The organism is Ruegeria arenilitoris (assembly GCF_013030265.1).
In the GTDB taxonomy this organism is placed as follows: Bacteria; Pseudomonadota; Alphaproteobacteria; order Rhodobacterales; family Rhodobacteraceae; genus Ruegeria; species Ruegeria arenilitoris_E.
The window spans coordinates 215,641-239,338 of the sequence record NZ_WPZQ01000003.1 but is presented as its reverse complement, the minus strand read 5'-3'; the positions used below and the strand labels follow the sequence as shown (position 1 = coordinate 239,338).

The 23,698-nt window shown below is 57.0% G+C and carries 24 protein-coding genes; 10 read left to right on the top strand and 14 right to left on the bottom strand.

Going from position 1 to position 23,698, the window contains the following annotated elements:
- Positions 1–3: 3 nt before the first annotated feature.
- From GOX61_RS06385 to GOX61_RS06345, 9 genes are all read left to right on the top strand, one after another.
- Positions 4–1,314, top strand: coding sequence for a replication-associated recombination protein A (locus GOX61_RS06385; protein WP_170332206.1), 1,311 nt, complete (start codon positions 4–6; stop codon positions 1,312–1,314).
- A 97-nt stretch (positions 1,315–1,411) separates the two neighbouring features.
- On the top strand, positions 1,412–2,218 hold the full coding sequence (locus tag GOX61_RS06380) for a crotonase/enoyl-CoA hydratase family protein (RefSeq protein ID WP_170332204.1): 807 nt from the start codon (positions 1,412–1,414) through the stop codon (positions 2,216–2,218).
- 132 nt (positions 2,219–2,350) lie between these two features.
- Entirely contained in the window at positions 2,351–3,394 is a 1,044-nt protein-coding gene (locus GOX61_RS06375) for an RluA family pseudouridine synthase (RefSeq protein WP_170332202.1), read from the top strand.
- Positions 3,391–4,062: an HAD-IA family hydrolase gene (locus tag GOX61_RS06370; protein WP_170332200.1), complete on the top strand. Its 672-nt coding sequence runs from the start codon at positions 3,391–3,393 to the stop codon at positions 4,060–4,062. The genes GOX61_RS06375 and GOX61_RS06370 overlap by 4 nt, the downstream gene beginning before the upstream one ends.
- Positions 4,063–4,066: 4 nt before the next feature.
- On the top strand, positions 4,067–4,774 hold the full coding sequence (locus GOX61_RS06365) for an ATP12 family chaperone protein (RefSeq protein ID WP_170332198.1): 708 nt from the start codon (positions 4,067–4,069) through the stop codon (positions 4,772–4,774).
- 205 nt (positions 4,775–4,979) lie between these two features.
- Positions 4,980–5,996 (top strand): amino acid ABC transporter substrate-binding protein, encoded by a 1,017-nt coding sequence (locus GOX61_RS06360; RefSeq protein WP_155150056.1) that lies wholly within the window; start codon positions 4,980–4,982, stop codon positions 5,994–5,996.
- Between the two features lie 131 nt (positions 5,997–6,127).
- On the top strand, positions 6,128–7,396 hold the full coding sequence (locus tag GOX61_RS06355; protein WP_155150058.1) for an amino acid ABC transporter permease: 1,269 nt from the start codon (positions 6,128–6,130) through the stop codon (positions 7,394–7,396).
- 1 nt (position 7,397) lies between these two features.
- Entirely contained in the window at positions 7,398–8,705 is a 1,308-nt protein-coding gene (locus GOX61_RS06350; RefSeq protein WP_170332196.1) for an amino acid ABC transporter permease, read from the top strand.
- A 10-nt stretch (positions 8,706–8,715) separates the two neighbouring features.
- Entirely contained in the window at positions 8,716–9,507 is a 792-nt protein-coding gene (locus GOX61_RS06345; RefSeq protein WP_155150062.1) for an amino acid ABC transporter ATP-binding protein, read from the top strand.
- Between the two features lie 52 nt (positions 9,508–9,559).
- On the opposite strand, the gene GOX61_RS06340 is transcribed toward GOX61_RS06345, so the two are convergent.
- From GOX61_RS06340 to yidD, 13 genes are all read right to left on the bottom strand, one after another.
- A complete protein-coding gene (locus GOX61_RS06340) occupies positions 9,560–10,057 on the bottom strand; it encodes a SixA phosphatase family protein (RefSeq protein WP_170332194.1) in 498 nt (165 codons plus the stop codon).
- On the bottom strand, positions 10,054–10,767 hold the full coding sequence (locus GOX61_RS06335; RefSeq protein ID WP_254436778.1) for a ferredoxin: 714 nt from the start codon (positions 10,765–10,767) through the stop codon (positions 10,054–10,056). The genes GOX61_RS06340 and GOX61_RS06335 overlap by 4 nt, the downstream gene beginning before the upstream one ends.
- Positions 10,704–11,498: a sterol desaturase family protein gene (locus tag GOX61_RS06330; RefSeq protein WP_170332190.1), complete on the bottom strand. Its 795-nt coding sequence runs from the start codon at positions 11,496–11,498 to the stop codon at positions 10,704–10,706. Before GOX61_RS06330 ends, GOX61_RS06335 begins: the two co-directional genes overlap by 64 nt.
- 57 nt (positions 11,499–11,555) lie before the next feature.
- Complete coding sequence (gene argB, locus GOX61_RS06325; RefSeq protein WP_170332188.1) at positions 11,556–12,419, bottom strand: acetylglutamate kinase; 864 nt, start codon at positions 12,417–12,419, stop codon at positions 11,556–11,558.
- Between the two features lie 153 nt (positions 12,420–12,572).
- The gene (locus tag GOX61_RS06320) at positions 12,573–13,976 is read right to left on the bottom strand and encodes a PepSY-associated TM helix domain-containing protein (protein ID WP_155150070.1); all 1,404 of its coding nucleotides are present in this window, start codon (positions 13,974–13,976) and stop codon (positions 12,573–12,575) included.
- Positions 13,977–14,045: 69 nt separating this feature from the next.
- Positions 14,046–14,414, bottom strand: coding sequence for a DUF2946 domain-containing protein (locus GOX61_RS06315; protein WP_170332187.1), 369 nt, complete (start codon positions 14,412–14,414; stop codon positions 14,046–14,048).
- A complete protein-coding gene (gene yihA, locus GOX61_RS06310; RefSeq protein ID WP_170332185.1) occupies positions 14,411–15,064 on the bottom strand; it encodes a ribosome biogenesis GTP-binding protein YihA/YsxC in 654 nt (217 codons plus the stop codon). Before yihA ends, GOX61_RS06315 begins: the two co-directional genes overlap by 4 nt.
- Positions 15,061–15,798, bottom strand: a complete 738-nt coding sequence (locus GOX61_RS06305) for an MOSC domain-containing protein (RefSeq protein ID WP_170332183.1) — start codon at positions 15,796–15,798, stop codon at positions 15,061–15,063. Before GOX61_RS06305 ends, yihA begins: the two co-directional genes overlap by 4 nt.
- Complete coding sequence (gene yidC / locus GOX61_RS06300; protein ID WP_170332181.1) at positions 15,795–17,624, bottom strand: membrane protein insertase YidC; 1,830 nt, start codon at positions 17,622–17,624, stop codon at positions 15,795–15,797. Before yidC ends, GOX61_RS06305 begins: the two co-directional genes overlap by 4 nt.
- A gap of 125 nt (positions 17,625–17,749) precedes the next feature.
- The gene (locus GOX61_RS06295; protein WP_170332179.1) at positions 17,750–19,291 is read right to left on the bottom strand and encodes a putative bifunctional diguanylate cyclase/phosphodiesterase; all 1,542 of its coding nucleotides are present in this window, start codon (positions 19,289–19,291) and stop codon (positions 17,750–17,752) included.
- A gap of 71 nt (positions 19,292–19,362) precedes the next feature.
- A complete protein-coding gene (ttcA, locus tag GOX61_RS06290; RefSeq protein WP_170332177.1) occupies positions 19,363–20,256 on the bottom strand; it encodes a tRNA 2-thiocytidine(32) synthetase TtcA in 894 nt (297 codons plus the stop codon).
- 59 nt (positions 20,257–20,315) lie between these two features.
- A complete protein-coding gene (locus GOX61_RS06285; RefSeq protein ID WP_170332603.1) occupies positions 20,316–21,938 on the bottom strand; it encodes an acyl-CoA dehydrogenase family protein in 1,623 nt (540 codons plus the stop codon).
- Positions 21,939–22,015: 77 nt separating this feature from the next.
- A complete protein-coding gene (gene yidD, locus GOX61_RS06280; protein ID WP_155150084.1) occupies positions 22,016–22,264 on the bottom strand; it encodes a membrane protein insertion efficiency factor YidD in 249 nt (82 codons plus the stop codon).
- Positions 22,265–22,377: 113 nt separating this feature from the next.
- Between yidD and GOX61_RS06275 the strand changes: the two genes are divergently transcribed.
- Positions 22,378–23,271 (top strand): YwqG family protein, encoded by an 894-nt coding sequence (locus GOX61_RS06275; RefSeq protein ID WP_170332175.1) that lies wholly within the window; start codon positions 22,378–22,380, stop codon positions 23,269–23,271.
- 2 nt (positions 23,272–23,273) lie between these two features.
- Here GOX61_RS06275 and rnpA read toward each other — a convergent pair whose 3' ends face one another.
- Positions 23,274–23,696, bottom strand: coding sequence for a ribonuclease P protein component (gene rnpA / locus GOX61_RS06270; protein WP_170332173.1), 423 nt, complete (start codon positions 23,694–23,696; stop codon positions 23,274–23,276).
- Positions 23,697–23,698: the final 2 nt, after the last annotated feature.

The window sequence follows — 23,698 nt, the reverse complement described above, 5'->3', positions numbered from 1 at the left end:
CCTGTGAGCGATCTGTTCGACACCGGTACGGCTGAGCCTGCGGCTGAACCCCATCGGCCATTGGCCGACAGGTTGCGGCCGCAAATCTTGGCAGAGGTGATCGGGCAGGAACAGGTTCTTGGGCCGGACGCGCCATTGGGCGTGATGCTTGCATCAGGCAGCCTTTCCAGTCTGATTTTCTGGGGGCCGCCAGGGGTTGGTAAAACGACCATCGCACGTCTGCTGGCCAGCGAGACCGACCTGCATTTCGTGCAGATCAGCGCGATTTTCACGGGTGTCCCTGACCTCAAAAAGGTATTCGAGGCAGCCAAACTGCGCCGGCAGAACGGCAAGGGAACTCTGCTGTTCGTTGATGAGATTCATCGGTTCAACAAGGCGCAGCAGGATGGATTCCTGCCACATATGGAAGACGGCACCATTCTTCTGGTCGGGGCGACGACCGAGAACCCCTCGTTCGAGCTGAACGCGGCGGTTCTGAGCCGTTCACAGGTTTTGGTGCTCGAACGGCTGAGTTTGAGCGATCTTGAACGACTGACCCAAAGGGCTGAAAAGGAACTTGGTCGAGCCCTGCCACTGACGCCCGCCGCGCGCGACGCGCTGCACGAGATGGCGGACGGCGATGGTCGCACGCTGCTCAACCTGATAGAGCAGGTATCTGCCTGGAAAGTCGAGAAGTCACTGGACCCGGATGCTTTGTCCACCCGTCTGATGAAACGCGCGGCAAAGTACGACAAATCAGGTGACGAGCATTACAACCTGATTTCAGCCCTGCATAAGTCGGTCCGAGGGTCAGATCCCGATGCGGCCCTTTACTGGTTTGCCCGGATGTTGACCGGAGGCGAGGATCCCCGGTTTCTGGCGCGCCGCATTACCCGCATGGCGGTCGAGGATATCGGGCTGGCCGACCCTCAGGCGCAGGCAGTTTGTCTGCAATCCTGGGAGACCTATGAGCGGCTGGGTTCCCCCGAAGGTGAGCTTGCCCTGGCGCAGGCCGTTGTCTATCTCGCGCTCGCGCCGAAATCGAACGGTGCTTATGTTGGCTACAAAGCTGCCATGAGGCTGGCCAAGCAATCCGGCAGTGAACCACCACCCAAGCATATCCTGAATGCGCCAACCTCATTGATGAAAGATCAGGGGTACGGCGCGGGCTACGCTTACGACCACGATGCCGAGGATGGGTTTTCGGGGCAGAACTATTTTCCGGAAACGATGAAACGCCCGGTTCTTTATCAGCCCGTCGAACGCGGGTTCGAGAGAGAGCTGAAAAAGCGGTTGGACTACTTCGCCAAACTGCGCACACAGCGAAACAGCTAATTACGCAGGGTCAGTTCGGCGCGTGCCGTGGCGTTACATGCGACAGACACGGCATAACGGTTTCCCTTGGGGCAGCAGTTTCAAGGGAGGGAAGCTTGTGACCGTCTCAATCGAAAAAAACGAAGACGTATGGACCATCGTACATGATAGGCCAGCAGCACGGAATTCAGTGGATGCAGACCACGCCAAGGCCCTGATGGAGGCATTTCTGGAATTCGATGAAAGCCCGGCCAAAGCCGCAGTTTTCTGGGGCAAAGGTGGCAACTTCTGCGCGGGGTGGGATCTGAAGATGGCCGCGACGCTATCCGATCCCGACCTGCTTCAGCGCTACATGGACAAGCACGCCTTTCCGTTGGGTTCAGCACCCTCAACACTGGGTCCTATGGGGCCGTCCCGTCTGGAGTTGTCCAAGCCGGTTATCGGCGCGATTGAAGGGGCAGCTGTCGCGGGAGGGATGGAGCTGGCACTGTGGTGCGATATCCGGGTGATGGCCGAAACAGCTTATATGGGCGTGTATTGCCGGCGCTGGGGCATAACTTTGATGGATGGCGGAACGGTGCGGTTGCCGAGGCTTGTGGGACAGGGCAAGGCGCTGGAGATCGCACTGACGGGGCGAAAGGTTGAAGCCGAGGAATGCTATCGTATCGGTCTGGCGGAAAAGATCGCGCCGGATGGCAAAGCACGTGCGGTCGCCGAAGCGATGGCCCATGAAATCGCCCGCTTCCCTCAGGAGGCCGTGTTGGCGGACCGCCGTTCAATCATCGAGACCCGTGGCATGCCCGTTCGTGAAGCTCTGAAGGTAGAATGGGCCAATGGGACCGAAGCGATCCGAAGGGAAGGCACTGCCGGTGCCGGACGTTTCCGGGATGGTGCGGGACGTCACGGAGATTTCTCAAAAATCTAATCCGGTGCTGCTTGCATACTCCTTCCTGCCTTGACTCTTTTGGTATAGCGCGCGACAGACGCGCATGTTTTCTAAGGCACTGACGAACACGCAATCCGGGCGGGATCGCCGCACGGGGCAAGGGGCATTGGCATGAGTGGCGTACAAATGATCACGGTAGCCGAAGGTGATGGCGACCAGCGTCTGGACCGTTGGTTGCGGCGCCTGTTCCCGCATGTCAGCCAAGGGCGTATCGAAAAGATGTGCCGCAAGGGTGAATTGCGTGTTGAAGGCGGGCGGGTGAAGGCCTCGACCCGTTTGGAAGTCGGACAAACCGTTCGTGTGCCACCGCTGCCGGATGCCGATCACAAACCTGCCGAGGTCAAGCATCGTGTCTCAGACAGCGACGCCGAGATGATCCAGTCCTGTGTGATTTATCGTGACGATCATGTTTTGGCCCTCAACAAGCCCAGCGGATTGCCGGTTCAGGGCGGCAGTGGCCAGAACCGCCATGTAGACAGCCTGTCCGAAGCATTGCGCTTTGGCTTTGATGAAAACCCGAGGCTTGTGCACCGGCTTGACAAGGATACTTCGGGCGTCTTGCTGCTGGCACGCACACGAGAGGCTGCCAAAGGGTTGACGGCGGCCTTCCGTCATCGCAATACGCGCAAAATCTATTGGGCGCTGGTTGCCGGTGTGCCTACGCCATATCTGGGCGAGATTAAGACCGGGCTGGTCAAGGCCCCGGGGCACGGCAAACACGGCGAGGGCGAAAAGATGATCGCCGTACATCTGAACGAAGTGGACAGCACGCCGGGCGCCAAGCGCGCGCATACGCTTTATGCCACGCTGTATCGGGTTGCCGGCCGCGCCTCGTGGGTGGCGATGGAGCCGATCACGGGCCGTACACATCAGCTGCGCGCGCACATGGCCGCGATTGGTCACCCGATTATCGGAGACGGCAAATACGGCGGTTCGGGTCAGGAAAACCTCGGCGATGGCTGGGGTGCGCAACTTGGTGGGATCATCAGTAAGAAACTGCACCTGCACGCACGGCAGATTTCCTTTGAACACCCGGTTACCCGCAAGCAGGTGACAATCAAGGCACCTCTGCCGGATCACATGAAAGACAGTTGGGATACGTTCGGCTGGACCGAAGATCTGGCGGCCGATGATCCGTTCGAGGAACTGCAATGAGCGCACCATTGCGTCTGGTTCTGTTCGACGTAGATGGAACGCTGGTCGACAGCCAGGGCAGCATCGTTCTGGCCATGACTTCAAGTTTCGAGGCCCTTTCGCTGCCCGTACCCGACAGAAGTGCGATCCTTTCGATTGTTGGATTGTCGCTGCCGGTCGCAATTGCCCGGCTGGCCCCAACCGAGGCACCAGCGGTGCAGGATCGCCTGGTCGAAGGCTATAAGCAGGCCTATCACGCGCATCGTCTGGATCAGGGTGCTGCAAGCTCACCCCTGTTTCCAGGTGCCAGGGACATCATCGAAACCCTGCACGCGGTACCGGAAGTGTTGCTGGGTGTTGCAACAGGCAAATCACAGCGTGGTCTTGATGCCTTGCTGGAGGTGCATGGGCTGGAAAGCCACTTCGTCACAAGGCAGGTGGCGGATCACCATCCGTCGAAACCGCATCCTTCAATGATTGAAACTGCACTTTCAGATACAGGTGTTTCTGCTGCAGATGCGGTCATGATCGGCGATACAAGTTTTGACATGGAAATGGCACGCGCAGCCAGTGTCGCGGGCGTTGGTGTGTCCTGGGGATATCACCATCGATCTGCCCTGCGTGACGCATCCTGTGTGATCGATGCCTTTGATCAGCTACCAGCGGCCTTGGCCGGGATATGGGACTAAGAACATGAGCGAATGGAAACCAAAACGCTTCTGGACATCAAGCGCTGTGGTCGAGGCTGACGGGGGCTATTCTGTCGAGCTGGATGGTCGCAGTGTGAAAACTCCGGCAAAAGCGGCTCTGATCCTGCCTACGGCCGCAATGGCGCAAGCGGTCTCAGATGAATGGGACGCGCAGGAGAAAGAGGTCGATCCGACCACGATGCCATTCACCCGGTCCGCCAATGCCGCAATCGATAAGGTGCGCCATCAAAGGGCTGAAGTTGCCGACATGCTCGCCGACTACGGCGACACGGATTTGCTGTGCTATCGCGCCACGCATCCCGAAGCGTTGGAACAGCGACAAGCCGAGGCATGGGATCCCGCGCTGGACTGGGCGGCGAACGTTTTGAACGCCCGTCTGGTTCCGGTATCGGGTGTTTTGCATCAGCCTCAATCGTCGGCCGCATTGGACACCCTTCGGCAGCAGGTCCATCAGCTGGATGAGTACCGACTCGCCGCCTTTCACGACCTTGTCAGTCTGTCCGGTTCCCTGATTCTTGGTTTCGCCGCAGCGCAGAATTGGCGCAATCCGGACGAGATATGGCGCATTTCTAGGCTGGACGAAATTTGGCAGACCGAGCAATGGGGCGAGGATGAAGAGGCTCAGGAGGTCGAGAAGACCAAACGAGAGGCCTTTTTGCACGCCAAACGGTTCTACGATCTATCGGTTTGAGCCTTATTTTCTTGATTTTCAGTAATCTGGCGCATTCAAGACCGGTCAACTCATCGAATTCCCTGATCGAACCCTTGACGTTTGTTTATGAATGCGACCAAACTCATGCCCACTAAAGGGGAGACACCTTTGGGGTAACCTTACCGGCATCTATTGTCGGACAAAACCGTTCCCTCTGGGGATGGGAAATCAGGAAGAGGTAAAAATGAAAAAATCCGTAATCTTGGGCGCGGCTACGATTGCCGGTCTGGCCGCTGGCGCAGCTGCGGCGGGAACCGTAGACGACGTCAAGGCGCGCGGTAAGCTGAACTGCGGTGTTACCACCGGTCTGGTCGGCTTTGCTGCGCCCGACGCAAATGGCGAATGGCAAGGTTTTGACGTGGCTGTTTGCCGCGCCGTAGCTGCAGCTGTTCTGGGCGACGCAAACGCTGTTGAGTTCGTTCCGACCACCGGTAAGACACGCTTTACCGCGCTGGCATCGGGCGAAGTTGACATGCTGGCCCGTAACACCACCTGGACCTTCAGCCGCGACGTGGACCTGAAGTTTGAATTCACTGGCGTCAACTACTACGACGGTCAGGGCTTCATGGTTCCCAAGTCGCTGGGCGTGTCCTCGGCGAAAGAGCTGGACGGTGCGACCGTCTGCATCCAGACCGGTACCACAACCGAGCTGAACCTGGCGGACTTCTTCCGCTCGAATAACATCAGCTACGAGCCGGTTCCGATCGAAACCAACGCCGAAGCACAGCAGCAGTATCTGGCTGGCGCATGTGACGTTTACACCACCGACGCATCGGGCCTGGCTGCTACTCGCGCCACGTTCGAAAACCCCGGTGACCACGTCCTGCTGCCCGAAATCATCTCGAAAGAGCCTCTGGGCCCGCTGGTCCGTCACGGCGATCACGAGTGGGGTGACGTTGTCCGCTGGACTCTGAACGCGCTGGTCTCGGCTGAAGAGCTGGGCATCACCTCGGCCAACATCGACGAGATGGCAGCTGGCACCGACAACCCCGAAGTGAACCGTCTGCTGGGCAGCGAAGGCACTCTGGGTGAGATGCTGGGTCTGGACGCCGAATGGGCCAAGCGCGCTGTTAAAGCGGGTGGCAACTACGGTGAAGTGTTTGCCAAGAACATCGGTGAAGAAACTCCGATCGGTCTGGCACGTGGCCTGAACGCACAATGGACCGAAGGTGGTCTGCTGTACTCGCCGCCGTTCCGCTAAGAAAACCGCGAAAAGGGCGCAGGGCAACCTGCGCCCTTTTTGCATCATAGAAAAACATGCCCGGATAGATTGAGCAGAGAGAAACTCTGCCGACAAAAATAACCGGGATGTCACGGGGATATACATAGGTCATGACGACTCTCACTGACCCGCCGAAGGAGCAGTTCCGGCTGTCCATGCTCCTTTATGATACGCGGTATCGATCTGCGACCATTCAGGTCATCGCATTGATCGGTTTCATGCTACTGGCAGCCTGGATTGTATCCAACACTATCAACAACCTGGCAGCACTGGGAAAACCGGTTGAATTCGGTTTCTTTGGTGAACCCGCCAGCTATGACATCAACCAGAGACTGTTGGAGTATTCCTCACGCGACACGCACCTGAGGGCAGCTTTCGTCGGCTTGCTCAACACGTTGGTTGTTGCGGTTCTGGGATGTATCACGGCCACTATCTTGGGCGTGGTAATTGGTGTTCTGCGTCTGTCGCACAACTGGATCATCGCGCGGTTGATGACCGTTTATGTCGAGATGTTCCGCAACGTGCCTGTCCTTCTTTGGATCGTTTTCATCATGGCGGTCCTGATCGAATCTCTACCCGCACCGCGCGCATTCCGGGGAGAGAACCCGGAAGCAAGTATGATGCTTGCCGATAGTGTTGCGGTGACAAACCGCGGTGTCTATGTGCCCGAGGTTTTGTTTTCGAACAGTTTGGGCGATATTCACCTGTTTGGTGCCTCCAGCCTGCGTTTCGATGTCAGCCTGGACCTGGTTGCCTTTCTGATCGTACTCGGGGGCGCTATCTGGACCTCGCGGTGGATCAAACGTCGCGCAGACGGGATTCAGGAACAGACCGGTGACCGGCCTGTCACATGGTGGCAGCGCCTTGCTGTCTTCGTCGTGCCTATTGGTCTTCTGATGTATGCTCTGGGCTTTCACCTTGGTTACCCCGAACTGAAAGGGTTCAACTTCAAGGGCGGGACCCATATGCGGAACTCGTTGATCGCGCTGTGGCTTGCCCTTTCGTTATATACCGCGGCATTCATCGCAGAAATCGTGCGTGCCGGTATCATGGCGATTTCAAAAGGTCAGTCTGAAGCTGCTGCCGCTCTGGGTCTGCGTCAGAACAAGATCATGAATCTGGTGATCCTGCCACAAGCGCTGCGCGTCATCATTCCGCCGCTGATCTCGAACTATCTGAACCTGACCAAGAACTCGTCGCTGGCGATCGCCGTGGGCTACATGGATATCACCGGTACTTTGGGTGGCATCACGATGAACCAGACCGGACGCGAGCTGGAATGCGTTCTGTTGCTGATGCTTGTGTATCTGTCCATCTCGCTGACGATCTCAGCGGTCATGAACTGGTACAATGAATCCGTGAAGCTGAAGGAGCGTTAAGATGTCTGACATTGGATATGTCCGTACCGAAATGCTCCCTGAGAAGGAGCCACCAGCCTCAGAGGTTGGTATCATTGGCTGGATGCGCCACAACCTGTTCTCGGGTTGGATCAACTCAATACTGACGCTGCTGTCGATCTACTTTGTCTACAAGATTTTGGAGGCTGTGGTCCCGTGGATAATTTCTCCCACGTGGGATGCCGGATCGTTGTCGGAGTGTCGTGAAATCCTGCATGCGCTGGGACGTGAAGGCCACTATGCCGGCGCGTGCTGGGGTGTGATCCACGAGCGCTGGATTCAGCTGATCTTCGGGTTCTACCCACCGGAACTGTACTGGCGCCCGATTGCAGCCTTTGTCCTGCTGGGTGTCGCATTGGCACCTGTGCTGTTCGCTGACAAGGTACCGTCGAAGCTCCTGATTTTCTCAGGCCTGTACCCGTTCATCTTCCCCTGGCTTCTTTGGGGTGGAACGATCTGGGGACCGATCTCGGCATTGCTTGGCTTTGTTGTGGGCTGGGCAGTTTACACACTCATCAGCAAAACGATGAGCGGTTTGCTTGGCATCATCCTCGGTGTTCTTGCTTCGCTGGTCTGGTGGTTGGTTATCTCGAGCTACTTTGTCGGTGCAATGGATTCTGTTGCGGCGATTGGCATCGAGGTTGTCGAAAGCCGCAAGTTCGGTGGCTTCATGCTGTCGATTACCATCGGCGTCGTGGCCATTGCCTGCTCACTGCCTCTGGGCATTGTGCTGGCTTTGGGTCGTCAATCGGACCTGATGATCGTCAAATACCTTAGTGTAGGCTTCATCGAGTTCATCCGGGGCGTTCCGCTGATCACGTTGCTGTTCGTGGCGTCGACCTTGCTGAACCTGTTTCTGCCGCCGGGCACGAACTTTGACATCATCCTGCGGGTTCTGATCATGGTGACCCTGTTCTCGGCAGCCTACATGGCTGAAGTGATCCGGGGTGGTCTTGCCGCGTTGCCACGTGGCCAGTACGAGGGCGCGGATTCGCTTGGCCTCAATTACTGGCAGGCACAGCGACTGATCATCATGCCTCAGGCGCTTAAAATCTCGATCCCGGGCATCGTCTCGACCTTTATCGGTGTTTTCAAAGATACCGTTCTGGTCTCGATCATCGGGCTTCTGGATCCTTTGGGCCTTGCCACCGCAATCCGCGCGGACGCGAATTGGAACGGTATTGTATGGGAGATCTACGGCTTTATTGGCCTGCTGTTCTTCATCTTCTGTTTCTCCATGTCCCGCTATTCCATGTATCTGGAGCGCAAGCTCCACACTGGCCATCGCTGAGGAGGGCCCAATGTCTCAACTTGCCGTAGAACGCGAAATTGACCGCTCAAAGATGCAGGTGAGCGACGAGGTCGCCATCGAAATCAACAACATGAACAAGTGGTACGGATCCTTCCATGTGCTGCGCGACATCAATCTGACCGTCAATCAGGGCGAGCGGATCGTGATCGCGGGGCCATCAGGGTCGGGTAAGTCCACCCTGATCCGCTGCCTGAACGCGCTGGAGGAACACCAGCAGGGCAAGATCGTGGTGGATGGGACCGAGTTGTCGAATGACCTCAAGAACATCGACAAGATCCGGTCCGAGGTTGGCATGGTGTTCCAGCACTTCAACCTGTTCCCACACCTGACCATTCTGGAGAACTGCACGCTGGCTCCGATCTGGGTTCGCAAGACACCCCGGAAAGAGGCCGAGGAAACGGCGATGCACTTCCTTGAAAAGGTGAAGATCCCCGAGCAGGCCAATAAGTATCCTGGCCAGTTGTCGGGTGGTCAGCAGCAGCGTGTGGCGATTGCGCGAAGCCTGTGCATGCGCCCGCGGATCATGTTGTTCGATGAACCGACATCGGCGCTGGACCCGGAGATGATCAAAGAGGTGCTCGACACCATGATCGAACTGGCCGAAGAGGGCATGACAATGCTCTGCGTGACGCACGAGATGGGTTTTGCCCGTCAGGTGGCGAACCGCGTGATCTTTATGGATGCGGGTCAGATCGTGGAACAGAACGAACCGGAAGAGTTCTTCAACAATCCGCAGAGCGAACGGACCAAGCTGTTCCTCAGCCAGATCCTGGGACACTAAGACAAACCCGGATCAGCAAGCTTATGAAAAGGCGGGGTGTTCCCCGCCTTTTCTATTCCAGCAATTCGCGTGGAATTATGAAATCCTGCACTTTTCCACTGTGCCAGTGCAGGTCTTCCCAACCCTTAAAATTAAAACGGATCACGGTGGTCGCGCAGGTGGGGTAGTCAAAGAACCTTGGATGATCCGGCGCTTTTTTAACGACGCGCTCAGCGAATTCGGCGATCCCGGGATTGTGCCCAAGCATCAAAACTGTGGCCCCTTGCGCTGTTGCCAGCACGTTCAGCATTTGCGCCGGGCCTGCGTGATACAGATCCTGCGTAAATCTGATATTCGACGCGTCCAGCCCCATGCCATCCCAGGTTTCGCGGGTACGGGTTGAGCTGGAGCAGAGGACTTCATCCGGTAAATAACTATGTCGCTTTAGCCAGTCACCAATCGCTGTAGCGGACTTTCGGCCACGTTTGTTCAGGGGTCGGTCGTGGTCGGTCAGGCCGGGGTGATTCCAGCTTGATTTGGCGTGGCGTGTCAGGATCAGGGTATATGTCATGAAGGATGAAAGGCTTTCATGTGATGTGCTGTTTGATCGGGCTGCCGACCTGCACCTTCGCTGACGGGACAGGCCAATCGCGCCATGCAGCCACTTGTCATGCAGGTTTGTCCGGCTTGAGTGTCAAGGTAGCCATGGCAGGCTTCGACGTCATAGAAGCTGTCAGCATTCAGCGCGCTGACGGGGCAGGCCGTCGTGCAGGGGGCTGGACAATCAGTACAGGGTGAGCTGCCGGGAACTGGCGGCAAGTCAAACTCCATCGGGAAGTGCAGCGCTCCACGGTATGAGATCAGCATACCGACCGTGTCATGCACCAGTGCGCCAACCGGGCTTTGGTACGTGCGTGCGGATTTCAACGCCCAGTCGATGAACGGGGTATAGGGCGGTCCCCCAAAGGGGAAGTAGGGTGTGGCGCCCATGTCGGATGCCAGTTTGCCAATCACACGCGACGACCAACGATCTACCGGATCTGAACGGCCATCAGTCCATTCAGGCGAGGCGATGAAAAGTGGCCAGAATTCGGCCGCTGTACCCAACAGGATCAATGTGCCCGCATCCAGCTGTTTTGCACCGCTTTCTCGGGGATGTTGGGTGCCCATCACGATGAGGCCGACCTCCTGCGCCGCTCTTTCAACCTCCTGATAGGTCACCTGCGCTGAAACGGAAGAGACAGGCTCCATCCCAGTCGGGTCGGTCGATCGTCCTGCCATTCCAGCCCCACATTCATCTGTTCATGCCCACATCCGGGCTGCGCCACATAGGTTCCCATCAGCCGGTCCCAGTCTGACAGCGCAAAGCCATAATTGCTGTCGTGCTCTGACCTCAGAACCGAATGGTGCACCCGATGCATATCGGGTGTCACAAGAACCCTACGCAACACGGCGTCCACAGCAAGAGGGAGTTTCAGGTTCGAATGATTGAAAAGGGCAGTCCCGTTCAACAAAATTTCAAACAGGACCACGGCCAGTGCACTTGGGCCGAGAACGTAGATCAGGCCGATTTTCAGGATCATGGACAGCGCGATTTCAATTGGGTGAAACCGGATGGCTGTTGTGACATCCATATCTCTGTCCGCATGGTGTACACGGTGCAGCCGCCAGAGGATTGGAACCTTGTGCGTTATCAGATGCTGCAGCCAGATCGCGAAGTCTAGGATCAGGACACAGAGAATGACCTCAAACCAACCGGGCCAGTTGAGGTTGTTGAACAGACCCATCCCATTCTGGCTGGCATCAATTGCGGCCCCAACAGCCAGAAGCGGGAAGCCAATCGCCAGCGCCCGGAGCATCACCGTGTTCAAAACAGTGATGGATAGGTTGGTCAGCCAGCGCCGCGATCTGTGGCAGTTGCGTGGCCGACGTGGTGCAAGCGCTTCGGCACCGGCAAAGATCGCAAACAGCACCACAAACACACCCAGTCGAATGATGGTTTCATTGTCCATACATTCACATTCAGGCATGTTAGTGCCCGACGCAAGGCCACTGGGATCACTTAGGTGTTAGTCTGGTCGGATCAGAGACCCAGCGCCGTGCTCGGTGAACAGTTCCAGCAGGACGGCGTTTGGTGCACGGCCGTCTAGGATGACAACGGCACGCACACCGCTGTGCAGGGCGTCCAGCGCGGTCTCGGTCTTTGGGATCATACCACCTGCAATGGTGCCCTCGCGGGTCATTTCGCGGATCTGCCCGGCCTTCAGTTCGGTCACGACATCTCCGGCCGCGTTTTTGACGCCGGAAACATCGGTCAACAGCAACAGGCGGTCCGCTTTCAGAGCCGAGGCAATCGCACCGGCTGCCGTATCACCGTTTACGTTGAAGGTCTCCCCGTCAGCGCCGGCGCCCAAGGGGGCAATCACCGGGATAACGTCATGCGAGAACAGGTCATGCAGGATCTTCGGGTCCATCTTCGCAGGTGTCCCCACGTATCCCAGCGAGGCGTCTGTTTGCTCGCACATCATCAGATGCGCGTCCTTTCCGGAAAGCCCAACAGCCATGCCACCCTGTGCGTTGATCGCCTGAACAATACGCTTGTTGACGACACCTGACAGCACCATCTCGACCACTTCGACCGTAGCCTGATCAGTGACGCGTTTGCCGTTGACGAAGTCGGACTGAATGTCCAGCCGATCCAGCATCGAATTGATCATGGGGCCGCCGCCGTGAACGATCACCGGGTTCACGCCGACCTGTCGCATCAGAACGACGTCTCGGGCAAAGCTTTCCATCGCTTCGTCACTGCCCATGGCGTGACCGCCCAGTTTGATGACGACGATAGCACCGTCGTAACGTTGCAGATAAGGCAGCGCACTGTTCAAAGTGGCCGCAGTGGCGATCCAGTCCCGGTCCATGTCTCTTGTCTTCATCGCTGTCGTCCCTCTGATCAACCCTGTTAGGGGCTTTGGAGAGGGCTGCCAAGTCCAGATGACCCGAAACACCTGATTTGCCGCGCGGCACGCCATAAGGGACGCAAACGTGCCACGCAGCGGGGCCGCACCGGGAGGTGCAGCCCCAACCGGTTAGCTCAGCGCGCGCTTCATCGCAGGAATGTTGCTGATGATCAGCAGATCAAGCGCCAGAACGCCAAGCAGCGTCAGCCCCACCAGAGGGAACGCCATCGCGGTGAACAGGCCGATGAGCACGGCTCCCTTCCAAATCGGCATTTCCGCTGGCAAGGGGGGCGGTGCCAGACGCGCCTCCCCCTTGGGACGACGTTTGATCCACATAACGACACCAGATATGCAGACAAAAATCACGGATAAGCAGAACACCAGATTCAGAACAAAGTTCCAGACACCTATCAGGCCCATATGCAGCGGGATGCCAATGGCCATGCTTTTACCCATCACGGAGTAATCCTGATATCTGACATCAGCCAGAATCTTGCCAGTGTATTGATCAACATGCACGGTTCGGTCGTTGATCGGATCCGTGGAGTCACTGCTCATGCTGTCGCGGTTCAGGGTCCAGACCCCGTTTTCCCCGCCGGGATAGGCAACGCGGAACCGGCCCTGCATTCCAAGTGAGGTGCCCAGCTGTACCAGCGCATCAATATCGATTGGCACGCCCTGAGCAATTCCATCGATACCGGCGTCAGACCCTGAGGCAGGCATTGGCGTCTGCTCCAGAGCCCAGGGCACATCATTCTGGTGGCCGTGGTTCATGCTGGCATGGATGTCATCCGACAGGGGCACGTTGTCCCATTTCTCGGCTGGAAAACTGCTCCACGGCTGCACGATCATGCCACCCCACACGCCGGCCCACGACAGGCCTGAGATCAGAAAGACGACCAGAAGCCCTGACATCCAGAATCCAACAACAGCATGCAGCGATTTCCAGAGCGCCCGCCCACGAGCACGCAGGTTGGGGACGAAGACCGACATGGAATTCCCGCGCGGCCACCAGAGATAGAGGCCCGTGAAAACAAGAACCAGACTGAGTCCGGCTGCGATCTCGAGAATTCGGTCACCCGTATCGCCAATCATCAGGGTCGAGTGGATGTTATCGGCGAAGTCATACCAGCCAGCGCGACGGTCCCATGTTTCGATCACATCACCGCTATACGGGTCTAGGGCGACCATAAGCTGACCCGCGTCTGTTTTGATGCGAAAGACTGTAGCCAGATCAGTGGCTTTGGGGCCGATCCATTCCACAACCTGTCCCGGAACTTCGGCCAGGGCTAGCTCTGCCTGCCGAGAAACCGGTAACGGGTCCCCTTGAATTTCGACCGCAATCTTTTCCCCATCTCGACCGTCGAACTGAGTGATGAACATCATCATCAACCCCGTCACGGCCAGTATGATCAGGAACGGGATCACAAATATCCCTGCATAAAAGTGCCACCGCCAGGCGGCGAAGTAGAATTTTTGCGCAGCATCGCGCGGGGCCGCATCGGCGGCCCTGTTTTGGCTGTCCATTGCCATAATAATCTCCAAATTCGAGAAAGTGGTCCGCGCAGCTGACGCGCGGACTTACCTGTTTGTTTCGCGAAATCAGGAGTGTAGGGGTGGTGCCCTCGCATCATATCGGGCAAAGAAACCCGCGCTTCGATGCGTAAAGTCTTCGTGCGACCAGCGGGGTTGAATCGGCATCTCAAAAGGAAGGATGACCTTGTGCTCCGGCACAGTGGCATCAGCGGTCAGACCCGCAAAGGGGCACATGACACGCTCATCCGTTTCGTCATGGATCGGGTCGCTTGGATCAAGATCGACCCATTGCTCGACCGTTCCCTCACCAGTGCAGAGCACCAGAAGAATTTTGCCATCGTGACCTCGCGCGGGCATCCAGCCCTGCGGGATGGCACCGGTGATTGCCAGTGCAAGCAGCGTCAGAACGCCGAGGATGCGGGCAAACGCAATCATTCCAGATGAGCGATGATGGATCGCAGGGTCGGAATTCCGTCCCCTTTTTCAGACGAGGTCAGTACAATCTCAGGGAAGGCGGCAGGGTGTTTGGACAGGGCCTTGCGCACCTGTTCCAGTACCTTCTCGCGATCCTTGGCTTTGACTTTATCAGCCTTGGTCATGACGCATTGAAAGGTCACGGCGCTGGTATCCAGAAGCTTCATGATCTCATCATCAACGGGCTTCACCCCATGGCGCGAGTCGATCAGAACAAAGGCACGGCGCAAGGTTTGACGTCCGCTGAGGTACTTTTTCAGCAACCTCTGCCATTTCTCGACAACTTTGACCGGAGCGTTGGCGTAGCCATATCCGGGCAAATCGACCAGATAGAGATCGGGGCCCTGCGTGAAAAAGTTGATTTCCTGCGTGCGGCCCGGTGTGTTCGAGGCGCGAGCCAGACCTTTTGTGCCGGTCAGCGCATTGATCAGACTGGATTTGCCCACGTTCGAGCGGCCAGCAAAGCAGACCTCCAACCGGTCGGGCGAGGGCAATCCGTCCATGGCTACAACGCCTTTGACGAATTCAGACTCACCAGCGAACAGTTTGCGTCCGCTTTCCAGAGCAATCGCATCCGGATCTTCGGCCAATGGGAATGGTAACGCGCTCATATCACTTCGACCTTGTTGCCAATCTCGATCTTGCCACCTTCGATCACTTCGGCATAGACGCCAAAATCCTGATGATCCCACGCGCTGAGCGCGCCAAGCGTATCTGCGTCACGCTCGCCGGTTTCGGGGTTGGCAGTGGTCGCAAGGCAGCGCGTGATCCGCTCTCGCACCCGCAGTAGGGTCTCACCGATCCGGATATCGCGGCCCCGCCAATCGAACTCCTCCCACAGGGGTAGACCGTCGAACCAGATGTTTCCGCGCCAACGGTTTATCGAAAGGTTTTGGCCCAGCTTTTGTTCGACGGCGCGATGCGAAGCCATGTTGCACAGGCTGATCGAAGGAAAGTCGCTATCGGTCATGCCGCGGCCGGGGGCACGGATGATGCGTGCTGATGCCGCCCGATCTGCTGGCATCAACGGTTTGACCCAGCTCAGGAACATATCCTGCTGCGTTTCGGGATCGAAGCTGAGATCAGGTTGTTTAGGATGGCTGAGCGTGACGGTGTCGCCTTCCAGCCGCGCTGAGATTGCCATGAGCTGCGGTGCCTTGGCCCCGCGACTGAAGTTGGCGCAAGGCACCCATTCCGAGCTATCGGCTTTCGAGGCTTCGTGTGCAACAGCCCAAACACGATCCCCGGGCATGGTCTGCCCGGGGATCAAGGTTACATCATCAAGACTTTCACGGCCGTGGCTCTTGATCGGATGCCGCCAGATACTGGTGATAGCTCCGGTCATTTGTCATCCGTCTTTGGCGTCCGTTTGAAGCCGGACTTGATATTGCCGAATACGTCCGGCTTGTAGCCCTGACTGCGCATGATCAGGTACTGCTGGGTGAACGTGATCGTGTTGTTCGCAATCCAGTAAACCACCAGACCACTTGCAAAGCTGCCCAGCATGAACATGAACACCCATGGCATCCAGGCAAAGATCATCGCCTGTGTCGGGTCGGTTGGCGCCGGGTTCAGTTTCTGCTGTAGCCACATCGAGATACCCAAAAGCAGGGGCAGAATCCCGATGAAGATCAGGGCCAGGAACGTGTCCGGCTGAGGTCCTGCCCAAGGCAGCCAGCCGAAGAAGTTCATGATCGAGGTTGGGTCAGGTGCGCTGAGGTCGCGGAACGGACCGAACCAGGGGGCCTGACGCAGTTCGATCGTGACGAAGATCACCTTGTAGAGCGAGAAGAAGATCGGAATCTGCATCAGGATCGGCAAACAGCCTGCGGCCGGGTTCACCTTTTCCTTCTTGTACAGTTCCATCATGCCCTGCTGCATCTTCTGGCGGTCGTCGCCAGCAGCCTCTTTCAGGGCCTCCATCTGCGGCTGAAGTTCCTTCATCTTCGCCATTGAGACGTAGGATTTGAAGGCCAGCGGGAACAGGATCGCCTTGATGATCAGCGTCAGGCCGATGATGGACCAGCCCATGTTGCCGATCAGAGCATTGATGTTGTGCAGCAGCCAGAAAATCGGCTTGGTCAGGAAGAAGAACCAGCCCCAGTCGATGCTGTCGATGAATTTCTGAACGCCTTGGGACTGATACTCTCGGATGGCTTCCCATTCTTTGGCGCCGGCAAACAGGCGTGTGGTCACCTCAGCCGTCTCGCCGGGTGCAACAGTCAGCGTCGGCAGAACCGTTTCGGTCTGATAGATCTTGCGGCGTGCGTCGTATTTTGCCGCTGCTTTGAATGCCGAACCGGGTTCCGGGATCAGTGTGGTCATCCAGTAGTGATCGGTGAAGCCGATCCAACCGTCTTCTTTGACCTGATATACCTCGGCCTGCGCTCGTTCATTCGGATCGATGTCGAAATCACGAACATCGCCATAGTCAACTTCGGCCAAGGTGCCATCGGCCATGCCGATCACACCCTCATGCAGGATGAAGAAGTTTTTCAAACCCGGCAGATCGCCATCTTCACCGATGCCGTGGCGGGCGAGGATTCCATAGGGCGCCATGCCGACTTCGCCGTCGGTGGTGTTTTCGACCGACTGCGTCACTGTGAACATATAGTCTTCGTCAACCGAGATCGTGCGGCGGAAGATCAGACCCTTACCGTTATTCCAGGCCAGTGTAACCGGGCTATCTACACCCAGCGTTTCGCCCTGATCCAGTGTCCACAGCGTGTTGGGGCCGGGGACATCCGCGCCGGCCAGACCCGCGCCGGGTGCCCAGCCGTAGAGAGCGTAGTAGGCGGATTCAGTGCCAACAGGCGAAAGCAGCTCGACAATAGGGGAATCCGCTGCAAGCGAAACTTTGTAGTCTTTCAAGGACAGCTCATCGATCCGGCCACCGGATAGTGACAGGCTGCCGGTCAGGCGGGGCGTGTCGATCGTAACACGAGGGGCTTCGGCTTCAGGCTGCACCTCGTCTGTTGCGGCTGTCGCTTCACCAACGGTGCTGGTGCCGGATGCACTGGGTGTCTGAACCTCGTTACCGTCAGTGGCGCTGATAGTCGTCTGGTCCGTGGTCGGTGTCTGTTCCGGCGGAGGGAACAGCACGAACCAAACAAGGATCACGAGAAAGCTGAGCGCGGTTGCAAGGATGAGATTCTTGTTCTGATCGTCCATCGGGGACAGCCACCTTGAGCAGTGAAAGACACCGGAGGGTTCAACAGAGTGCAGCCCCAAAGGTCAAGCGGAATCGCCCCTGATTTGCCGATGACACTGCGGTTGATCACGGGATTTCGTGATTTTCAGCCGGTTTTGCGCCCGATCTTCGGTGTACCCTTCATCTTGCTGCGATGTGCGGTGATCCAGTCCAGCGTCTTTTCGAATGGCATCGGCTTGGCAATTCCGAAACCCTGAACGTGATTGCTGCCCAATTGTGCCATCAACGCGTGCTCGCCCGGCGTCTCGACGCCTTCTGCTAACGTTTCCACATTCAACCTTTCGGCCATGGTCAAAATGGCGCTTACCATCTGTTGTTGACTAGGGTCCTGATCAGATTTGGTCACAAAGGATCGGTCAATCTTGATTCGAGTGACTTCAAAACGCTTAATGGACGCAATAGACGCATGACCGGTGCCGAAATCATCCAGATCAATACAACAGCCCAGTTTTGCAAGCCCTGTGATATTCCGGGTTATCACGTCGTCCGGGCGTCTGGAAAAAACAGTTTCCAATATTTCGATGGCCAGACGATCCGGGGTCAGGTCGAATTGATCCAGCTCCCATTTCAAACGATCCAGCAGGGCCGGATTCCTTAGTTCATCAGATGAAAAGTTTATTCCGATCCTCGGCACGATGGCCGCAGCGCGATCCCACGCCTGCATGGCACTGAAGGCGTGATGACGAATGACCTGCCCAAATCGTTCCATCAATTTTGCCTGTTCCGCAAAAGGGAGGAATACATGTGGTGACAAAACGCCCTTTACGGGATGTTCCCATCGGGCCAACGCCTCAAAGCCGGTAATTTGTCCGGTATCAGTCGAAATTTGCGGCTGAAACCATGGGCAGATCTGACCATTGTCCAGTGCATTATCAATTTCCTTGCGCAGATTTGTCTGCACAACTGATCTGCGATGCGTCTCGGCGGTGTAGGCCCGAATTGTGGATGGTCCATTTTTTTGAGCCTCGCTCAGAGCTGCCCGTGTTGCTTCGATCCAACCTTCGGCATTTGTTTCAGGTATGTTCGACAGCATGCAGAAACCGATTGAACACGAGATATATATACTCGCCTCATTCAGGCTGACGGGTTCTTCAACAGCACCCTGAATTCGGCCGGACATCTGTATGCAGGCCTCAAGATCAAGATGCCCGGAAGGGGTCAGACCGATAAGGAACTTGTTCTGCTCGATCTGCGTTGCGATGTCTTCGCTGCGGATCATTGACAGAAGCCGTGCGCTGAACTGGCTGAAAATGTACTCAGCGGTCGCCTGCCCGTGCGGGTCATGAATTTCTGCGTAGTCATCAAGCGCCACGATTATACAGGCCGAGTTACTGCCGGCTGTCCCTGCGGCTTTTGAGAATTCATCCAATGTCTCGCGGAACAGATCATTTTCGATCATACCCCTGGAACGTCCAGCGCTGCTTTTGAAGTGCAACGGCCAGGTAATGAAATTCCCAATCACGGCGAACAGAAGAGGCACGCCCAGTGCGACCGCAAGCAACGCACGTTCGCCACCAAGCCAGAATGCGCCCAGACATAATGCTGGCAGAAACGCCAGAACCTGTGGGCCAGAGATGATGGCCGCAAACTGATCGCGCAGTTTTTCGAAAATGGATTTTGTCCGCATCGGTTCTTACGGCCTTCCGCTTGGGCATGAAACGCACAAGCCAACCGTAGGAAACCAGTCTGAGTCAGACGTTAACGCAGCTGAGGAATTTCGTCCCGATCTTTAACTTCGTCGGATGGATTCAAAGAAAGATTGTTAAAATCGAACAGTTTTGGATCCAGAAGGTGGGATGGGCGGGCATTTGTCAGAGCCCGGAACATGACCTGACGTCGACCGGGTGAGTTTTTTTCCCACTGATCGAGAATCTGTTTGACCTGTTGCCGCTGCAGTCCGTCCTGACTGCCACACAGATCGCAGGGGATGATGGGATAACTCATCGCATTGGCGAATTTCTCGCAATCGACCTCGGCCACATGGGCCAGCGGGCGGTAGACGAACAGGTCGCCTTCTTCGTTCACAAGCTTGGGTGGCATCGTGGCAAGACGCCCGCCATGGAACAGGTTCATGAAAAACGTCTCAAGAATATCGTCGCGATGATGACCCAGAACGACGGCAGAGCACCCCTCTTCACGCGCGATGCGATAGAGATTGCCGCGACGCAGCCGTGAACAAAGTGCGCAATAGGTACGCCCTTGAGGGACCTTGTCCATGACAATTGAATATGTGTCTTGATACTCGATCCGATGAGGAACGCCCATTCGCTCCAGGAACTCAGGCAATACCGTGGCGGGAAAGCCGGGCTGCCCCTGATCCAGATTGCAGGCGAGCAAATCCACAGGCAGCAGGCCTCGCCATTTCAGCTCATACAGCACAGCAAGCAATGTATAGCTGTCCTTACCGCCAGACAGGCAAACCAGCCATTTGGGCGGTTTGGCGTCCTTGGCATGGGCAGACTCGTTCACCATCCCGTAATGCTCGATCGCTTCACGGGTCTGGCGCACTATGCGTTTGCGCAGCTTCTTAAACTCGGTGGTCGAGGGCGCGCCAGCGAATAGCGGGTGGATATCGTCTGCTTCATCAAACATGGGCTGCCCCTATATCAGATGTGGCGACCGGGCAAGTATGTGGTCAGATGCGCCTTAGCTTATTGAGTTGAGAGACGCTGGATAAGGGCTTCGGTGTCCAGTCCTGAGACCGATCCGGGAATGTGCCCGCTGTTTCCAAGAATGCGTGTTGCTATGTAGCCGTCCGCCACCGCACCCGGCGCATGACGTAGCAACAGTGATGCTGTCAGCAAAAGCGCTGTCCGTTCAGCAAACCAGCGGGCTTCGGCTTCGGCAGGCAGGGTTGGCCAGCGATCCCGATGCTCTTTCAATGCTGCATCGTATCCCCGATCCGTTCCGACGGCGGCACTCAGTTCAGCTTGCAGCACCTCCGCTGCCAGAGGATCACGAGCAAGGCTCCGCAGGATATCGAGGCAGATGACGTTGCCCGAACCTTCCCAGATGCCGTTCAACGGTGCCTCTCGGTAGATCAGGGGCATGGTGGTGTCTTCGACGTATCCCATGCCCCCCAACACCTCCATCGCCTCGACCGTAACGACAGGGCAACGCTTGTTGGCAAGGAATTTTGCTAATGCAACGGCGATGCGGGCGAATGCGCGGTCTTCGGGGGTTGTACCGTCAAAGGCTTGCGCCACCCGCATGCCCAGCGTCAGCGCGCCTTCCCAGTCCAGCACGAGGTCGGCCAGAACGGAACGCATAAGGGGCTGGTCGATCAGGCGGCGTTGAAAGGTGCTGCGATGTGCAACCCAGTGATGTGCTTCGGCCAATGCGGCGCGCATCAGACCGGCAGGGGCCATCGCAGTGTCCAGGCGGGTGTGATGGACCATTTCGATGATCGTGCGAACACCTGCGCCTTCATCACCCAGCTGATAAGCCAGCGCATCATTGAACTCGACCTCGGACGAGGCATTGGATTTGTTCCCCAGCTTATCCTTTAAGCGCATGAGGTGAATGGCGTTTCGCTCGCCCTCGAGCCAGCGGGGAAGCAGGAAACAGGTCAACCCGCCCGGGGCTTGTGCCAGTGTCAGAAACCCATCCGACATCGGCGCGGAACAGAACCATTTGTGCCCGCGCAGCCGCCAATGATCCCCGTCGCGTGTGGCTATTGTCGTATTCGCACGCACATCCGAGCCGCCCTGTTTTTCGGTCATGGCCATGCCGAGTGTGGCACTGTCCTTTTCACCGATGGGTTTGGTGGATGGATCATAGCTGCGAGCTGTGAGCTTGGGGCGCCAGACCGAAGCGATCGCTTCGTTCGCGGCAAGCGCGGGAATTGACGCATAGGTCATAGTCATGGGGCAGCAATGCCCCGGCTCAACCTGGCTTGCCAAGTACATCATGGCAGCATGGGTTGCATGACCACCCGGCTGCCCGTCCCATGCAATTGATGCATACCCGGCGGATTGACTGATCTGCATCATTTGGTGATAGGCGGGGTGGAAACGGACTTCGTCCAGACGCCTGCCACCCTGATCAAACAGCCTGATCTCAGGCGGATGGCGGTTCGCGTCCATACCTGCGTCCCGCGTTTCCCTGCGCCCCAGAATATTACCATACGAGGCCAGCGGTTCTGTACGCCCGCCTGCGAGGGCGATCACGTTTTGCAGCACCGGATCTGAAGTCCAGAGATCACAATCGCCCCGAACAGGGGGTTGGTTGTGAACTTCGTGTGTGGGCAGGGTATGTCGCGCTGCAGATATCATAGGGGCCTCGGGATCTGATGTCCCAAGTGTCGAGCGCGCGGCAGAACGGGTCAAGCCTGACGGCTCGTCACATGGCCTCAGGACTTTTCATCCGGGGTGTCTGTCGCATCGGGAACCGGATCGTATCCATCTCCGCCCCAAGGATGGCATCGGCTGATGCGCCGCGCAGCTAGTAAGCTTCCCTTTACGGCCCCATGCTTCTCAAGAGCCTCCAGAGCATAGGCCGAGCAGGTCGGTTGGTATCGGCAATTGAAGCCAACCCAGGGGCTGAACAGCAAGCGATAGGCGCGGACCGGGAGAGCGGCGATGAAGGCAAGAGGTGTCATGCCTGTAACCTAATTGCAGCAAGAGTTAGGGAAAACCTGTCAAATTGACCAGATTTGTAGACGGGTGGTGTGAAGTCCGACTTTCTACCATTGATTGAAAAAGGGGTAGTGTCATGTATCTTTGGATTGTCGTGGCTATAGCGGTCACTGCCTATCTGTACCTCGAATGGCGAAATCGCAATGCTGCCAAAGCTGAACGAGATGCCAAACCGCCAGTTACAACAAAAGAGCTGAACACGTTTCTGGACAGTCTGGAAGCAGCGCGCCTGCCAATGGCTGGGTTGCACCCGGTCGATGGCGATCCATCCATGACGGCGTCACGCATTGGCGGACCGCTCTGGTCTCCGGAAGAAACGCAATGGCCATCAGATGAAGATGGGAATCCCATGTTGCTTGCGGCGCAACTCAATTTTGCAGAATTCGATGGCCTGAACGAGTTTCCCGATAAGGGGATATTGCAGGTATTTCTGCAGGTGGGGGAAGACGGACAACTGAAATGGCTGGATCCACATGAGGGTTTTAGAGTCAGGTGGTTTCCGGAACCTTCACAGGGTGTCGTTCAGCAAGTCCCTGAGCGGCTGGCTATGGCCAAACGTGGAATGTTTCGGACCGAACAGGCACGACAACGCGGCGTAGCACTCAGAAGTGAAGTGACCAGCGCACCCGCGAACTCCTATATCTGGCCGTATTCAGATCGTGAGTGGGAATTGGTCGACAGAAATCCGGCGGATGATACCGCCGCAGAGATGCTGGAGGGTTGGGAAGAGCGAATGGAACAACTTGCCGATCTGCCATCCGAACATTGGGTGGGCGGGCATCCCAGCTTCACGCAGGAGGATGTTCGTCATGATCCGGAACTGCATGACCTCGATCGTGTCATTCTACATCTGGGTTTCGACAAACATGTCTGTATGGGGGATGCCGGAGAGCTGAACCTCATGATCGCGCATAAGGACTTGCTGGCGCGTGATTTTGCCAAGGCTTATTGCACCTGGGACTGCACGTAACGCTACTTGCGGGCGTGCAAACGCGTGAGCGCCTGACGCAAATCCTCGATCATGGCCTCGAAGGGGCGATTGGCCGTTTCATTGGCCCGACCGATCAGAACATAATCCCACCCATCGCGGCCATGGTCGGGTATCACAGCGCGTGCAATTTCACGCAGCCGGCGCTTGGCGCGATTGCGCGCTACGGCATTTCCAACCTTTTTGGAGCAGGTGAAACCAACACGAATGCCCGTGGCCTCATCAGGCGCACGTTTGCGGCCTTGCACCATCATCGAGGCGGTGCCTTGTCTGCGTGCGCGGGCCGCTTTCAGAAAGTCTGACCGGTTTTTTAGCACAGTCAGAGTTTCAGGCGCGCAAACGGACGCCGCCGGGGGCGTTTCCCGGGAGTGGTTCTTACCATCCTCAGGGGCCTCCGGCGGCGTCATGT

Bases quoted from the DNA above. Each gene is read 5' to 3' on its own strand.
- GOX61_RS06375 (WP_170332202.1), top strand. From the start codon at position 2,351: ATGAGTGGCGTACAAATGATCACGGTAGCCGAAGGTGATGGCGACCAG.
- GOX61_RS06370 (WP_170332200.1), top strand. From the start codon at position 3,391: ATGAGCGCACCATTGCGTCTGGTTCTGTTCGACGTAGATGGAACGCTG.
- GOX61_RS06365 (WP_170332198.1), top strand. From the start codon at position 4,067: ATGAGCGAATGGAAACCAAAACGCTTCTGGACATCAAGCGCTGTGGTC.
- GOX61_RS06360 (WP_155150056.1), top strand. From the start codon at position 4,980: ATGAAAAAATCCGTAATCTTGGGCGCGGCTACGATTGCCGGTCTGGCC.
- GOX61_RS06355 (WP_155150058.1), top strand. From the start codon at position 6,128: ATGACGACTCTCACTGACCCGCCGAAGGAGCAGTTCCGGCTGTCCATG.
- GOX61_RS06350 (WP_170332196.1), top strand. From the start codon at position 7,398: ATGTCTGACATTGGATATGTCCGTACCGAAATGCTCCCTGAGAAGGAG.
- GOX61_RS06345 (WP_155150062.1), top strand. From the start codon at position 8,716: ATGTCTCAACTTGCCGTAGAACGCGAAATTGACCGCTCAAAGATGCAG.
- GOX61_RS06340 (WP_170332194.1), bottom strand. From the start codon at position 10,057: ATGACATATACCCTGATCCTGACACGCCACGCCAAATCAAGCTGGAAT.
- GOX61_RS06335 (WP_254436778.1), bottom strand. From the start codon at position 10,767: ATGGCAGGACGATCGACCGACCCGACTGGGATGGAGCCTGTCTCTTCC.
- GOX61_RS06330 (WP_170332190.1), bottom strand. From the start codon at position 11,498: ATGGACAATGAAACCATCATTCGACTGGGTGTGTTTGTGGTGCTGTTT.
- argB (WP_170332188.1), bottom strand. From the start codon at position 12,419: ATGAAGACAAGAGACATGGACCGGGACTGGATCGCCACTGCGGCCACT.
- GOX61_RS06320 (WP_155150070.1), bottom strand. From the start codon at position 13,976: ATGGCAATGGACAGCCAAAACAGGGCCGCCGATGCGGCCCCGCGCGAT.
- GOX61_RS06315 (WP_170332187.1), bottom strand. From the start codon at position 14,414: ATGATTGCGTTTGCCCGCATCCTCGGCGTTCTGACGCTGCTTGCACTG.
- yihA (WP_170332185.1), bottom strand. From the start codon at position 15,064: ATGAGCGCGTTACCATTCCCATTGGCCGAAGATCCGGATGCGATTGCT.
- GOX61_RS06305 (WP_170332183.1), bottom strand. From the start codon at position 15,798: ATGACCGGAGCTATCACCAGTATCTGGCGGCATCCGATCAAGAGCCAC.
- yidC (WP_170332181.1), bottom strand. From the start codon at position 17,624: ATGGACGATCAGAACAAGAATCTCATCCTTGCAACCGCGCTCAGCTTT.
- GOX61_RS06295 (WP_170332179.1), bottom strand. From the start codon at position 19,291: ATGCGGACAAAATCCATTTTCGAAAAACTGCGCGATCAGTTTGCGGCC.
- ttcA (WP_170332177.1), bottom strand. From the start codon at position 20,256: ATGTTTGATGAAGCAGACGATATCCACCCGCTATTCGCTGGCGCGCCC.
- GOX61_RS06285 (WP_170332603.1), bottom strand. From the start codon at position 21,938: ATGATATCTGCAGCGCGACATACCCTGCCCACACACGAAGTTCACAAC.
- yidD (WP_155150084.1), bottom strand. From the start codon at position 22,264: ATGACACCTCTTGCCTTCATCGCCGCTCTCCCGGTCCGCGCCTATCGC.
- GOX61_RS06275 (WP_170332175.1), top strand. From the start codon at position 22,378: ATGTATCTTTGGATTGTCGTGGCTATAGCGGTCACTGCCTATCTGTAC.
- rnpA (WP_170332173.1), bottom strand. From the start codon at position 23,696: ATGACGCCGCCGGAGGCCCCTGAGGATGGTAAGAACCACTCCCGGGAA.